This window comes from Shewanella sp. MBTL60-112-B2, assembly GCF_019655055.1.
Classification (GTDB): domain Bacteria; phylum Pseudomonadota; class Gammaproteobacteria; order Enterobacterales; family Shewanellaceae; genus Shewanella.
This window is the reverse complement of sequence record NZ_BPFA01000049.1, coordinates 1-14,359: the sequence shown is the minus strand read 5'-3', so window position 1 is coordinate 14,359 and position 14,359 is coordinate 1. Positions and strand designations below refer to the sequence as shown.

Genomic DNA, 14,359 nt, shown 5'->3' with positions numbered 1-14,359 from the left:
TTGAAGAGGTAAGCTAATAACGCTTAACGACGCTTTGAAGTGGTTCTATTTGAGCTGTTTCAGACTTATTCTTGACACACTTGTCACCCTCATTGAGCCCACCAGCAGAAACAGTATCAGAGCTATCTTTATAAAAGGCTTCGAGAGTAGTGAGGTTGAGAAATTTAGCATCTATATCGAGGACTTTTTTGCCCTCTCGTAGCCCGATAACCCTGTCAAAATGCGTCAATGCCATATCCATATCATGCAAAACCATGATAACAGATCTGTGCCGGTCCAAAACCTGAGTTAATAAGCGTTGTCCCATCACAGGATCGAGTGCCGAGAAGGCTTCATCACCAATAAACAGCGCCTGACGCTGATAAAGGGCCCGTCCGAGGGCGACACGCTGCCGCTGTCCGCCTGAGAGTGCTGAGACGGCTTGAGATAGTGAGCAATCGAGTTCGAGTGTGTCTGCAATTTGTTGTATGGCTTGTCGCGGCCCTTTAAATGGATAGACAAGGTTGGCAAGGTTGTATATCCAACTATGCCGATTTAGCGCACCCATAAAAATATTATGGAATACACTTAAATTTTCAACTAATCCTTGGCGTTGCGAGCACAGCGCAGCGGTTGGCCTAAGCTGTTCAAAGACATGGTTGATTAAGGTCGACTTACCGCAACCTGAACGCCCAATAATGGCCACTTTTTCACCATGGTAAAAAGACAGCTCATCAATACTGACGGCTGTCTTGTCTTCAAACTGAACCACTAGTTGCTCTACAGTTAACATAGGCAGCTTCAACTTAGCCTGGACCAACTTAGAATGACCAACCTAGAGTGAGCCAGCTTAGAGTGAACCAAATAAGCTTCAATCAATTAGGCCTATGGTTTTGGCGACATTTTCTATCGCTTCATAATCTCGGTTATCAGCCGGGATAAATGACTGACGAGGAAAGCTTTCAAGCAGTTCAGGATCTTTCATACTTATGAGTGCAGCGGTCACTTTCTCACTAAAGCCTGCGCCAAATTCACCGTCAACATCACCACGTATGGTCCATTGATAATCTGGGTATGCTGGGGTTTCCCAAATAACGCTTACTTTATTAAGGTCCACTTTGCCGTTGGCTAGAGCGGTTTCCCATACTTTGTAATTGACAGCTCCTACTTGATAAACACCTGCCTGCACCTGCGCAATGGTACGGCTATGGTCACCGGAATAACCGATTCGCTTAAAGATATCCTTACTATTCTTACCTAGATTTCGCTCAATAAAGAACTGTGGCATCAGACGGCCAGAGGTCGAATTTTTAGACCCATAGGTAAAGGTATAACCATTTAAATTAGGAAAACTATCACTTGGCATGATCTCAGCCGAGGAGTGAGCAATAAAGTAACTCTTGAAAAATTGATCTTCATAGCCTTGCGCTATAGCTTGGGAACCAGGTACCAAACGGCGAGCCTGTACGCCAGAAAGACCACCAAACCAAGCTAATTGGACTTGGTTATTACGAAATGCAGTGACGGCTGCAGAATAAGATTTTACCGGTACATATTTAACTTCTACTCCGAGTTTTTCTTCTAGGTAGACGGCAACTTTTTCAAATCTGGTTCTTAATTGACTCTCGTCTTCATCGGGTATCGCTGTAAACGTAAACGTTGTGGCCATTACACTTGGTGCGAGTAAAAGCAGTGCGAACCCTGTAAATAGCCTAACAAACGACATATCTTAATCCTTTAGCTGATAAATTTTTACGGAATATTAACGAAAAAGCAGCAACAAACCCAGAGTTAACGACACAAAATAATGTCTAATTGCATAAATCATGAACTTTATAGCTAAAAATCATGATTTAGTTCCAAGTAGCAGCAAAAATGAACGATAAGAAGTAAAGTTCAGCCGAGGTTAAGTTTCTTGGCCGTAAACTTTCTCTACTTAGAAACACTTAGTTGGCAGCTGCGTTAATTCTGCGTAAACTAATCGGTATTGAATTCAAGGATATTTTGACTATGCGTATATTAGTTGTTGAAGATGACCCAATTTTATCTCACCACCTAAAAGTGCAACTCAGTGAATTAGGAAATCAAGTTCAGGTTGCATTGACAGCAAAAGAGGGATTTTATCAAGCGACTAACTACCCTATCGATGTTGCTATCGTCGATTTAGGCCTCCCCGATCAAGATGGGATTAGCTTGATTCAGAGCCTTAGAGATAATGGCCTTAAAGCCCCTGTACTTATTCTGACCGCTCGGGTGAATTGGCAAGATAAGGTAGAAGGCCTCAATGCTGGCGCCGATGATTACCTAGTTAAGCCTTTTCAAAAAGAAGAGTTAGTCGCTCGCCTAGATGCTCTAGTGCGTCGTAGTGCTGGCTTTGTAAAGCCTCAAATCACTAGCGGAGCCCTTGAGCTTGACCTTGCAGCTAAGCAAGTCAGCCTTAATGAGCAACCTATGGAAGTGACGGCATTCGAATACTTAATTCTTGAATACCTAATGCGACACTGCCATGAAGTCGTTGCTAAACAGCGTCTGTTAGATGTGATCTATGGCGATAAGGAAGGCGATCCTAATACTATCGAAGTTATGGTCAGCCGCCTGCGTAAGAAGCTCACCAAAGGCGGAATAGAAAACCCTATCGTAACTATTCGAGGCCAAGGGTATAAATTCAATCTGCCATGCAATTAAAATTTAAACCGAAGAAACGTCTGCTAACGCGGATGTTTCTTACCTCTTTATCCATTATTGCTCTCGTAGGCTTTGGTCTGGCGTGGATGGTTAATATTCTCCATGCCCAAAATAGTTATAACGAAGAAACCGCAGAGCTGATTTCAGAGATCCCCAAAGTAGCCGCCGAGCTTAGGGAACACGATCTTATTCCTGACACTAGTGATGAATGGCTAGAAGAGAATAACGCCGCACAGCGCTATATTATCGCCAGCTGTGATAATACCTTCAATCAAGTCTGGACCTCTTCACTAGCGGTGGATCGTGGTTTATTTGACACCTGCGAGCGCTTTAACGAGATTAGAAACAGCTCTCCCCCTTACTACCTGCCACTTGCTGACAACAAAGGCTACTTTATCTACCTGTTATCTTTAGATATTGCAGGTAACAAGTACAATCTACTGGTATTGAAAGATGCCGAAAAACTCGAAGAAGAATACAGTAAGTTCAGTCGTCTAACCTATATACGTTTAGCCATGGTTCTAGCCCTAGCGCTAGTGCTTTTGATCAGTGCTGCTTATTGGGGAATGAGACCCTTGGTTCGACTTAAAAACGAACTGCAATCAGTCAATAGCGGAAAAGCAAAATCACTTTCTGATGGCTATCCAGTAGAGCTTGAAGGTGTCACTCAAGCATTGAACCAACTATTGGTACAATCGAGTGCTCAGCAGCAGCGCTATCAAAACGCGATGAATGATTTGGCTCATAGCCTTAAAACTCGCCTAGCAGCGGTCCATGCTATTACCGATGACAGAACACTCGACAAAGATGCCTGCAGCGAGAAAATCATGGAGCAAGTCAGCCAGATGGATCAATTGGTGAAATATCAATTGAAACGCGCCATGCTTGGCCGCAAAGGCTTGAAACAAGAGCAAACGCAAATTGCACCTTTGGTCGATCAGCTAGCGCAGATGTTATTCAAAGTTTATCGCGATAAGCAGGTGCAATTTGAAGCCGTGATTCATAAAGACCATGTGTTCCCAGGTGATAAAGGGGACTTGATGGAACTTTGTGGCAATCTGATGGAGAATGCCTTTAAGCTATGTATTACTACAGTGCGGGTATCGTCTTATTACAACGATGCCGGTGAGTTTGAACTCTTGGTTGAAGATGACGGTCCAGGGGTTGAAGAGAGTATTAGGCAAAACATTATTGAGCGAGGGGTGCGAGCCGACACCCAAAAAGCTGGCCAAGGTATTGGGCTGGCGGTGTGTAATGAGATTGTCATCAGTTATGGTGGCCGACTCAGTATCGAAACTTCCGAGCTTGAAGGTGCTTGCTTTAGGATTTCAATCCCTATTTAAGCTGAACTCGTCACCCATTGATTTGGCATCTAGGGATAACATCGGCAGTAATGCTTGTTATCCCTAATTCAATAGCCCTTATTATTTTGCCTGCCCGTATAACTGCTCTGCGCGATTAAACATGATCCAAGATGTGGCGATATACTTGTCGCCACTGAGAGGCACATTACCTCTATGGGAGTGAGTGAAACTTGCAGGGGCAATAACCATAGTCCCCTTCTTAGGTTTAATCAGCTTCTTTTGGTAATAGAACTCCGTCTCGCCGCCCTCTTCCACATCGTTCAAATAAAACATATATAGCACCACTCTGTGCAGCGCTTCATTATGTCCAATCTGTGGAAATTGCTCAGAATGCCAATGGGGATAGCCCCCTTTAGCTTGTTGATACTTTTGAACGTTGATACTGCCACTTCGATAAAGATATTTAACTATGGCTTCGGTTCGACCTTTGCCTAATTCGTCAAAATTAGCTGGCGTTAACGTTATAGGCTGGCCATTTGGGTCGGCAACACTTACCGACACAGCGCCCATTAATGCCATCGCATACTTATCAAAATACTGGGTCGCGTGGGCAAGCGTATAATCCAGTAATTTATTCTTCAGTGGTGTTAAGTCTTCATAAGAGTCAAGCATTAAGTCAAAACTGCGCTTTTTGGACTCATCTACTCCACCACCGGTGCTTCCCGGACTCACTCCTGAGTGGCTATCAAAGTTGTTAATCAACTCATCACAGAATTCATCAGGAATCGCATTTGGGTAGATTTCAATGAAGTCCATTAATACTCTCCTTTTAACACTACGCTATGTAAATTTATCAGTTAAGTAATTGTAAATTATATAACTTGAGTTAAAATAGCAAATTAGGAAAAGTAAAAAATTATACCCATGACAAATAGTTGTAAAGTCGCTGTCGGGCAGCTGCAAATCGGGAACTTTGTTAGGTTACCCATTGCATGGAAAGACCATCCATTCATATTCAATAGCTTCAAGATTAAGCAGCAAACTCAAATTGAACTGATAAAGAATCTCGGCATCGAGTTTGTCTACGTCCGTCCAGAACGTAGCGATACTCAACCACTTTCAAGCTTAGAAGCTAAGCAGCAAAAACCTCAAATTATAGATAGCAATCTTGAGCAGATAACTGGTGAGTTAAACCAGCAAAAAACCAAAAGTATCGATGAGCAGCAGTCCTTAAGACGTCATTTGCAAAAAACCGAGAAGCACTTCATTCGTAATGTTGCCATGATGCGTAACCTCACCAGTAAATTACGCAACCGGCCGCTAGAGGCTGTTAATGAGGCCAAAGAGCTTATTCATGGCGTCTGTAATCAGCTACTCACAGATGACAAGCTAGTGCTTCATCTTATGGCCGATGCTAAGAGTGATGAAGGCATTTATTACCACTCTCTTAACGTTGCAGTGCTTTCGATGCTAATAGCTAAAGAACTTGGCTGGAACCGTAAAGAAATTGAGCTGGTCGGTATGGGCGCGCTCTTTCATGACATAGGCAAGCTTAAGGTACCAACTCAATTGCTGCGTAAAACGACACCTTTTACACACTCTGAGCAGATATATTTTAACCAGCATCCAGCAATGGGAGCGGAAATTATCAAGCTTGCTGATAATTTCCCCCAAGAAGCGCTACCAATCATCTTAAATCACCACGAATATCTAGATGGTTCAGGCACACCTAAGGGGCTATTAGAAAAAGACTTAGATAAATTAAGCCAGTTGGTATGCGCGATAAATACTTACGACAATCTGTGCCATTCGGACAGGAGTAAAAAAGCCAGAACCCCATACTCTGCGCTTGGTTATCTGTATAAAAACTATCAGAGCCAGCTTAATCAGCAGGTGATTAATCGTTTAGTCAAAATGTTAGGGGTTTACCCTCCAGGCAGCGTGGTTGAACTATCATCAGGACAATTTGCTATGGTAATGTCAGTTAATTTGAGCAAAATTTTGCTACCTAGAGTTCTGGTTTACGACCCAAGCGTTCCGAAGGAGCAAGCACCGATTGTTGATCTAGCGAGTGAAGGCCTGACTATCGTTAGATGTTTACCCTTAGCAGCATTGCCTGAAAAAGTGCTGAAATATCTTAACCCAAGGGAAAAGATCAGCTACTTCTTTGGAGCCGAAAAGTAATAGCATATTAGGGCAAAACAACCCATTTCTTGCTGAAACCCTCTCGACTAACTAAGGTTAATTCTACTAACTTTTATGTCGGGAGCGGTATTTATGACTGAACTACCAAGCTTTGACAGACTGTTATGGATGGCAGAGAACACCCCGGAGAAGCTGGATGCTCTCCAGAAAAGGTTGAGTAAAGAGACGATTGCACAAAGCAGTGAGCATAATAGAGCAAATCTAACTTCTCTACTCGATCATATAAATAAACGCTTAGCCCTGTGTAAAACCCCCTACCAACGCTGCCACCTTATGAGTAGCCTAATGTTTCAAAAGTTAACCTTATTGAACCAAGCTTACTGCCAACCGGAGCAGTTTCTTCAAAACAAAGCTGAAGTCGTTCACTTGCGAAAGAATACTAGATAGGTGTTTTATCACTTTAATAGCAAAAAGCTCGCATTCGCGAGCTTTTTAATTCAACATTAAATCGGTGTTATAGCCAACCTTTCCGCTTGAAGAACAAGTAGGTTCCTGCTGCACTACCAAACATCATAGCAATAGCCATTGGATAACCAAACCTCCAATCAAGCTCAGGCATATTGACAAAGTTCATGCCGTAAGAACTTGCTATTACAGTAGGCGGTAAGAAAACGACTGCCGCAACCGAGAAAATCTTAATAATTTTATTTTGTTGTAACCCACTAAATCCCATCGCCGCATCGAGTAAGAAATTTAGCTTATCGAAAATAAACTGGCTATGAGGCATTAAAGACTCGATATCTGAAAGCATCTCGCGCAGATCTTTAAGCTCATCATCAGATAGTTGAGCGCGGTAATACTTCTGCATGAACCTTAATGAACGTTGAGTATCAAGTAGGCTTAAACGGATTTTACCGTTTGAATCTTCCTGACGAGTGATAAGCTTAAATACATTATCAAGCTCTTCATTCTTAAATACCTCTTCGCTCACATTCTCAAGAACAGTATAAACATCTTCAATTAAGTCAGACAGGTAATCTACCTTAAGATTAAATAGCTCTAATAAAAGCGCTTCAGGCGTACTCGCTTCTATTTTGCCAAGTCTTAGGTAGTTACGCAGTAGTCGGATCAGGCCAACGTCTTCTTCTCGAATGGTTAGCAGGAAACTTTTACGTAGATTAAAAGAGACATTGACCCCTTTAACATCTTGGCCTGCACGTTGTGGAAACAAAGAGTTGATGTGCAGTCCATCTTTATTTTGATAAAAACGTGCAGAAGCCTCAATCTCATTGATGTCTTCTTCATCTGGCACATCTTCAACAGAAAAACCGCTTAGCCACTCTCTTTCCTGCTCGTCAGGTTTATATAAGTCCAGCCAGATGATACCGGGAGGGATGTTGTCCTTCATGCTCAATTCGATAATCGTAAGTTTACGATCCTCATAGGCATAGGCTGTTATCATAGCTCCTCCTTTAAACACATATAGCAAATAGTTAGGACAAAAAAACGTGGGCTATTTTACCTTATAATGCGATATTGCAAAGGCCTCATGAAAAAAAAGCCATGAAGATTACTTATTTACTGTGTTGGCGACGATAATTCGTTCCTGATTGGACAATCTAATGCGAATACCGTTAATAGTTGTTATCTCATTGCTAGCAATATCTTTCTTTCTAACTTGGTAAACAACTGACTCATTACTCATTGGTGACACTATCGTTACACTGACAACTTTATTGCCATCACTCCAGTCCCAATACCAATATGCTGAAGTTGCAGTAAGTGATAAACCGATCAGCACATAGGCAACAATACGCAGCTTTATATTCTTACCTAGCTCTTTGGTGCTGGCTCGGACTCCCTTTTCTCTTGGTTTTCGCATATAAACCATAGCCCCAACAATAATAAGTAGGGTGATTAAGATTTTAGTTAGCACAGACATTCCTTTTACGGTATTTGTAATAATTATACCCATAAAAAAATGGATAAACTGTTATTAATATCCAAGCATTTGCACACAAGGTTGTAATAAAATCACCTAGGTATGCAAATTCTGCGTCCTTCTGCTATAAAGAGGACATTAATTGATATTAGGATCCCAAATGAAGCGTTATGCTCTTGTCTTAGGTAGTGCCTTAAGTAGTGCCCTGCTACTGTTGAGTTCATCAGCTTTTGCTGACGTCACCCTTTCTATGCCTTCAAACTCTGAATTAGTGCTAGTAAATGGAGCCGATGCGAGCGGACGAGAACAGCTTAGTCTTAATAATGGTGTAAACCAGATAGCATTTCGATATCTTGGCCGTTACCAACAACAAGGTTCTCAAACCCAGTTCCAATCAGATGTAATTGTCATCAAATTCGATGAAAATGATGCTCAACTTAAACTGTCTTTGCCACGAATTAGATCTAACAACGCAGCAGACAAGTTTAATCAGTCCCCAGAGGTAACGCTAGAAGACCAAAACAATCATGCCGTAACCTTCGAGTTAGGAATGCTGATAAAAAAAGGTCTGCAATTAGGTCGAGACTATGAAGCTGAAATGGCAGCCTATAACCTCACCGAGCAAACAGCCTCACTGGACATTGAGCCAGCAAGCATTGCAATGCCGCAAACAGCTGCTCTTGTAGCCGCTACCAGTGCAGTGAGTGTAAGCGCAACAACGACACAAAGCGGAAAAGGCGAGCAGATTAATGTAGGCCAAATGCTCGATTTTTGGTACCAACAAGCTGATGAAGAAACGCGAAAAGCCTTTAAAAAGCGCATTGAAGACAAGTAGTTAAACTAAGAGCAAAACTAAGCCCACTTTATAGTGGGCTTTTTATTTGCATTTTCCGCTAACGAATATGGCGGCATCTAGTTCATAAACTGGTGTAGTGACTGGATCAGCGCCTGCTTTTCAACTGTCATCTTTTGCGGATGGTAGACAGCGCAAATATTAGCGTGGATCTCTTGAACAATCGGTACGAAGCGAACATGTTTCCAACTCTGACGACTAAAACTATCGGGGACAACAGAGATCCCAGCATGACTTTCAATCACATTCATTAATGTCATCGGCTCTACCACCTCCTGAGTTATCTGAGGTATAAACCCTTCTTTGATGCAGTGGTTAACCACTAATTGTGCTGATGCCGAGTTTTTCTGACTCATAATGACAAACTTTTCATTGGCCAGCTCCGATAAACATAACTGAGTTCTCTTACTAAGCTCATGTTTATCCGATAGCGCAATCACCATTGACTCACAATATAAATTACACGATTCTAACGGGGAGATATCTAAGGTGTCTGCGTAGCGCACAAAACCGATATCTATTTCATTATTAAACAGTGCTACTTTCTGCTGCTGTGGTGACAATTCCAAGAACTCAAATTCAATACTTGGATATTGAGTTTTCAACTGTTGACAAGCATGGCCGAAGCCTGCCCAAAACACCGAACTCACAATACCAAGGCGTAGGTATCCTTGAGTCTCCCGCGCATATTGTGTCACTTTGTTTACCGAGCTTTCCATCACACTAAAAATCGACTGGCACTCATGGCGCAACATCAACCCCGCTGATGTCAGTTGAATACTTCTTTGCTCACGACTAAATAGCTTCACTCCGAGAATGGCTTCAAGCTCTCGCATCTGTGCACTTAAAGGTGATTTTGATATATGGAGCCTCTGCGCGGCTTGGGTCAAGGTTTGGCTATGGCTGGCCACATAAAAATACCTCAGCATTTTCATGCTAATACGCTCAGCCCAATAGAGACTCTTTAAATCTAATGGCACCACGCTATGGTCATTGTTCACAAATTTTATATCCTTTCCATTACAGTAATCAGCACTACTTTGGCGTAATAACTGCGCAAAAAAGCAATATTTAATGCTTTAAATAACCGATTTCACGCCCAAAATTACCGAGTTTTCCATTGTGCCGAAAAACAGCACATTAGAGTCGATTTTAGTGATTTTAATCAAAATGGCTTAGGAATATCGTGAGGCCAATAACAAATCCAATTAGGAATAAAAAATGTCTCTGTATGATCCTGTCCCAAATGCTGTTGCTACCATCGAAAAATACAAACCTGATTTTAAGCCACGAATTGCAATGATCTTAGGTTCAGGCCTAGGTGTACTTGCTGACAAACTAGAAGATAAAGTTAGCATTGGCTATCAAGAACTAGATGGCTTTCCGGTTAGCACTGTAGAAGGTCACAGTGGTGAATTGGTTCTCGGTTACCTAAACGGCGTGCCAGTTGCTTGTATGAAAGGCCGTGGTCACTTCTATGAGCACGAGTCAATGAAGGTAATGACAACGCCAGTTCGTACTTTCAAGACTCTGGGTTGCGAAATGTTACTAGTGACCAATGCAGCGGGTTCTTTACGCCCAGATCGCATCGATGTTGGCTCACTCGTTGTGTTCTCAGACCACATCAACACTATGCCAAGCACTCCAATGACGGGGCCAAACGACGACAAGTACGGTCCACGTTTCTTCAGCCTTGCCAATGCCTATGACAAAGATCTACGTGAGCAAGCACTCGCTATCGCCAAAGCCGAAAATATTGCGGTTAATGAAGGCGTATTTGTCTCTTACCCTGGTCCATGCTTTGAAACTGCTGCCGAGATCCGCATGATGCAAATCATCGGCGGTGATGTAGTGGGTATGTCAGTTGTACCTGAGGTTATCTCTGCTGCTCACTGCGGCCTGCCTGTACTCGCTATTTGTGCAATAACCAACATGGCTGAAGGCTTAGGTGATGTGAAGCTGTCACATGAGCAAACTCTTAAGTGCGCAAAACTAGCTGAGAGTGACTTCTTAAAGCTAATTAACGCATTCGTCGATAGCGTTAACAAAGCGTAGAGGATAGTACTATGATGTTCATGGGATTTATCGGCATGCTAGTGCTGTTAGCCATAGGCTTCGCGTGCTCAGTTAGTCGACGTTCAATCAAACTTCGCACCGTTGGTGCTGCGCTAGGCTTACAAGTCCTAATTGGTGCCTTTGTACTCTATGTACCACTTGGCCGCCAAGCGCTTGAATCTATGTCACACGGCGTGCATGTGGTGCTTGATAGTGGTAAAGCGGGTATTCGCTTTCTGTTTGGCAACCTAGTTAACTTCTCTGTAGAAGGTATTGGCTTTGTCTTTGCGCTAAACGTTTTGCCTCTTGTAGTATTCTTCTCTGCACTTATTGCTGTTTTATACTATCTAGGCATTATGCAGTTTATCATTCGCATCATTGGCGGCGGTATGGCCAAAGCACTTGGTACTTCGCAGCCAGAGTCAATGTCTGCAGTGTCAAACATCTTTGTTGGTCAAAGTGAAGCGCCACTCGTTATTAAGCCATACATGGCGAAGATGAGCGACTCTGAATTCTTCGCTGTTATGTGTGGCGGTATGGCATCTGTTTCAGGTACCGTACTAGCAGGTTACGCTATGATGGGCGTTGATATGGAGTACTTGCTTGCTGCATCATTTATGGCGGCTCCTGGTGGTGTCCTGTTTGCTAAATTAATTCTTCCAGAAACTAGCACTCCGACCTACACCATGGATAGCAAAATCCAATTTGATGAGAAGCCGCCAGTAAACGTTTTAGCAGCTGCAGGTGAAGGTGCGGCAAGTGGTCTAAAACTCGCTGCAGCTATCGGTGCCATGTTAATCGCCATGATAGGCTTAGTGACACTTGCCAACAACTTGCTTGGCAGTCTTGGTGACGTGATTGGCCTACAACTGTCGCTTGAAGGGATCCTTGGTTGGATCTTTGCACCATTAGCATTCTTACTAGGTGTACCTGCTGCAGATATGGCTATTGCTGGTTCTATGATTGGTAAGAAGCTTATCGTCAACGAGTTTGTTGCCTATAGCGATTTAGCACCATATCTAAAAGAAAATGCTCAGGTATCTGCTGCTGGTCTGCAAGTACTGCAGGAAAAGAGTAAAGTGATCATCAGCTTCGCTCTATGTGGTTTTGCTAACTTAGCTTCTATGGGAATTTTGATTGGTGGTCTTGGTACGCTTTGCCCATCAAGAACAGATTTCATCGCCAAGTACGGTTTACGCACAGTAGTTGCTGCGACTTGCTCCAACTTAATGAGTGCAGCTATTGCAGGTATATTCTTCTCTTTAGCCAATTAATCCCTAGGCTACTGTAGATAAAGGGCGGCATTCCGCCCTTTTTTATTGAAGGTTTTAAAATGTTTAAGTCCGCTTTGCCACACATACAGATGTTAATCTTCACCTTTGTGATCGCAATGACCTTCCCTATCGGCAAGCAGCTAATGTTAGAGGTCCCGCCAATGATCGCTACCTGGCTTAGATATGTCATAGCGGCAATTCTTTTTACTCTGTTGCTAGCGCTAACTCGGCAATTACAACTACCGAGTAGAAAGAGTTTACTGCGCTACACATTAGTATGTTTACCTTCACTGTTTTACTTTACGGCAATGTTCAGTGCTCTAACTCAAACTACAGCGTTTGCAACCAGCGCTCTGTACACTTGCGTACCGCTAATAACAGCCATACTTGTAGTTTTAGTCAATAGACACATCGGCAAGTTAACAAACTGGGCGGCATTAGGATTAGGTTTTGCTGGTGCGTTAGCCTTAGTCATGCAGCAAGCAGGCAGCTCAAGTGTTGATATTAACTGGAACTCTGGCTACAGCCTTTTTATGCTAGGCTGCGTAGCTATGGCCGCTAATCCTTTGGTTATCAAAGCCTGTTATCGACAAGAAAACTTTATGGTCTTTACAGGCTGGAGCTTGATTGCAGCAAGTTTTATTCTTTCACTCGCATTATTACCTGAAATTACTGCCTATGACTGGGGGCGCGTCTCACAAAATGCTTGGCTATCGACGCTATATCTTGCCATTTTCGCAACAGCAATCAGCTTCTTTCTGTTTCAAAAAGCCAGCATCAGGTTAGCGCCAGAACAAGTATCCGCCTACATATTTTTAATACCAGTTTTTGTATTACTCACAGCTGATTCTATTGAGATAAGCTGGGGTTATGCAATACCTGCGTTATTGGCTGTCACCTTTGCAATGGCTTTACTAATGCGAAAGCGGTGAGCGCTCATCAATATGAGGTAATGTTTTTTATCAAAACATTACCTCGTCCACTTCAGCAGCAATCACATTTAGTATTTTTGCTGAGTAATAGGCCTATACCTATCCAACCTTAAAACCTTTCCCCTTTTTCAGCCCCTTAGCTAATACCAATCAGTATAAACATTTAGTCACTCAGCGAGAGTTTAGCGGTTTTGAGGCAGGTCATTAATTGCTCCTGCATTAATGACATTCACCACATCCATGTGGTTTGCAACGAGTAAAGGGCATAGTTGAACTAGGGTTAAGCTCCCTCTTGTTCATTAAGAGCCACAGCATCAGAATCGCTAAAACTCGTCATTCTGGAGCGTTTTTGGCTGCCTACTTCTGCGTTGATTCGCGTTGTAAGGGAATAGCCATTCTTACAGCTATTCGCCTTGAATTAGTTTGCCAAAAAAAGCTCTGAGTAGATCAACTTCTTATGCTGATTGGTATAAGTACTTTTTATTGGAGATTTTACTGTTCGTATAAGCAATGAGCATGAAAATGAACCACTCTGTTTGCCTAGCAAACGACTAGCGTGCTAATACACGTCGATAAATACGCCATATTTTGCCTTGCTTGACACGAAGAAGCCCGAATTAGCAGAAAGCGGGCTGAGGTAGCAGGTTCATTTGCTAAATCCCAGACGTAAAAAAGCCCGCTACATGGTAGCTGGCTTTCTCACTTCTCTTTCGAGAATAAATAGGCGCCTGGAAATGACCTACGACCCACATGGATGTGGGAAGTGTCGATTATGCAGGAGCATATAATCGCCCTCGATTCGCACAGCGAACACATGGGGGTGAAAGTCTGGCGCTTTGAATACGCAGTATTCAGTCTGACTTGAACGCGGAGTAACTTGTTACGAAGCTGGAGAACCCGCTCAGCGGCGGGTTGACGTAGGGGGTAGGCATTTATGCCTACTTTAAGTGAAGCTGTCACCTTAACGGGTAGCTGTATTCTAGATAAGTTAGCATTCGGTATTTTACAAACGCCAAACGCAAAAAAGCCACCTTAATAAGGTGGCTTCTTCACTTAATTTAAAGCCTGGAAATGACCTACTCTCACATGGGGAGACCCCACACTACCATCGGCGATACTGCGTTTCACTTCTGAGTTCGGAATGGATTCAGGTGGTGCCACAGCTCTATGGTTTCCAGACAAATTGGGTA

The 14,359-nt window shown here is 42.9% G+C and carries 14 protein-coding genes and 1 rRNA gene; 8 read left to right on the top strand and 7 right to left on the bottom strand.

The window, feature by feature from the left end; all coding sequences use genetic code 11:
- Positions 1–13: 13 nt before the first annotated feature.
- Both K5Q73_RS20650 and K5Q73_RS20645 read right to left on the bottom strand, forming a co-directional pair.
- On the bottom strand, positions 14–772 hold the full coding sequence (locus K5Q73_RS20650) for an ATP-binding cassette domain-containing protein (protein WP_220759403.1): 759 nt from the start codon (positions 770–772) through the stop codon (positions 14–16).
- Between the two features lie 78 nt (positions 773–850).
- Positions 851–1,705 carry a putative selenate ABC transporter substrate-binding protein gene (locus tag K5Q73_RS20645; RefSeq protein WP_220759404.1) on the bottom strand — a complete coding sequence of 285 codons (855 nt, stop codon included), beginning with the start codon at positions 1,703–1,705 and terminating at the stop codon, positions 851–853.
- Positions 1,706–1,989: 284 nt separating this feature from the next.
- Between K5Q73_RS20645 and K5Q73_RS20640 the strand changes: the two genes are divergently transcribed.
- Together K5Q73_RS20640 and K5Q73_RS20635 are read left to right on the top strand one after the other, a co-directional pair.
- Positions 1,990–2,664: a response regulator gene (locus K5Q73_RS20640; protein ID WP_220759405.1), complete on the top strand. Its 675-nt coding sequence runs from the start codon at positions 1,990–1,992 to the stop codon at positions 2,662–2,664.
- Positions 2,655–4,007: a sensor histidine kinase gene (locus tag K5Q73_RS20635; RefSeq protein WP_220759406.1), complete on the top strand. Its 1,353-nt coding sequence runs from the start codon at positions 2,655–2,657 to the stop codon at positions 4,005–4,007. The genes K5Q73_RS20640 and K5Q73_RS20635 overlap by 10 nt, the downstream gene beginning before the upstream one ends.
- Before the next feature lie 81 nt (positions 4,008–4,088).
- Here K5Q73_RS20635 and K5Q73_RS20630 read toward each other — a convergent pair whose 3' ends face one another.
- Positions 4,089–4,784 carry a 2OG-Fe(II) oxygenase gene (locus K5Q73_RS20630; RefSeq protein WP_220759407.1) on the bottom strand — a complete coding sequence of 232 codons (696 nt, stop codon included), beginning with the start codon at positions 4,782–4,784 and terminating at the stop codon, positions 4,089–4,091.
- A gap of 108 nt (positions 4,785–4,892) precedes the next feature.
- Here K5Q73_RS20630 and K5Q73_RS20625 point away from each other — a divergent pair, with 108 nt between their 5' ends.
- Positions 4,893–6,152, top strand: coding sequence for an HD-GYP domain-containing protein (locus K5Q73_RS20625; RefSeq protein WP_220759408.1), 1,260 nt, complete (start codon positions 4,893–4,895; stop codon positions 6,150–6,152).
- Between the two features lie 75 nt (positions 6,153–6,227).
- Positions 6,228–6,560 carry a DUF3135 domain-containing protein gene (locus K5Q73_RS20620; protein WP_220759409.1) on the top strand — a complete coding sequence of 111 codons (333 nt, stop codon included), beginning with the start codon at positions 6,228–6,230 and terminating at the stop codon, positions 6,558–6,560.
- 67 nt (positions 6,561–6,627) lie between these two features.
- Here the strand turns inward: K5Q73_RS20620 and corA are convergent, their stop codons facing one another.
- Complete coding sequence (gene corA / locus K5Q73_RS20615) at positions 6,628–7,575, bottom strand: magnesium/cobalt transporter CorA (protein WP_220759410.1); 948 nt, start codon at positions 7,573–7,575, stop codon at positions 6,628–6,630.
- Between the two features lie 108 nt (positions 7,576–7,683).
- A complete protein-coding gene (locus K5Q73_RS20610) occupies positions 7,684–8,055 on the bottom strand; it encodes a hypothetical protein (protein ID WP_308443277.1) in 372 nt (123 codons plus the stop codon).
- A gap of 160 nt (positions 8,056–8,215) precedes the next feature.
- Between K5Q73_RS20610 and K5Q73_RS20605 the strand changes: the two genes are divergently transcribed.
- A complete protein-coding gene (locus tag K5Q73_RS20605) occupies positions 8,216–8,890 on the top strand; it encodes a DUF2057 domain-containing protein (protein ID WP_220759412.1) in 675 nt (224 codons plus the stop codon).
- Positions 8,891–8,967: 77 nt separating this feature from the next.
- On the opposite strand, the gene K5Q73_RS20600 is transcribed toward K5Q73_RS20605, so the two are convergent.
- Positions 8,968–9,909 carry a LysR family transcriptional regulator gene (locus K5Q73_RS20600; protein ID WP_259650704.1) on the bottom strand — a complete coding sequence of 314 codons (942 nt, stop codon included), beginning with the start codon at positions 9,907–9,909 and terminating at the stop codon, positions 8,968–8,970.
- A 220-nt stretch (positions 9,910–10,129) separates the two neighbouring features.
- Between K5Q73_RS20600 and xapA the strand changes: the two genes are divergently transcribed.
- The 3 genes from xapA to K5Q73_RS20585 are packed head-to-tail and all read left to right on the top strand — an operon-like array spanning position 10,130 to position 13,169.
- Positions 10,130–10,963, top strand: a complete 834-nt coding sequence (xapA, locus tag K5Q73_RS20595) for a xanthosine phosphorylase (RefSeq protein WP_220759413.1) — start codon at positions 10,130–10,132, stop codon at positions 10,961–10,963.
- An 11-nt stretch (positions 10,964–10,974) separates the two neighbouring features.
- Entirely contained in the window at positions 10,975–12,237 is a 1,263-nt protein-coding gene (locus K5Q73_RS20590; RefSeq protein ID WP_220759414.1) for a NupC/NupG family nucleoside CNT transporter, read from the top strand.
- A 59-nt stretch (positions 12,238–12,296) separates the two neighbouring features.
- Complete coding sequence (locus tag K5Q73_RS20585; RefSeq protein WP_220759415.1) at positions 12,297–13,169, top strand: DMT family transporter; 873 nt, start codon at positions 12,297–12,299, stop codon at positions 13,167–13,169.
- A 1,063-nt stretch (positions 13,170–14,232) separates the two neighbouring features.
- Here K5Q73_RS20585 and rrf read toward each other — a convergent pair.
- Positions 14,233–14,348 (bottom strand): 5S ribosomal RNA (gene rrf, locus K5Q73_RS20580).
- Between the last annotated feature and the right edge of the window lie 11 nt (positions 14,349–14,359).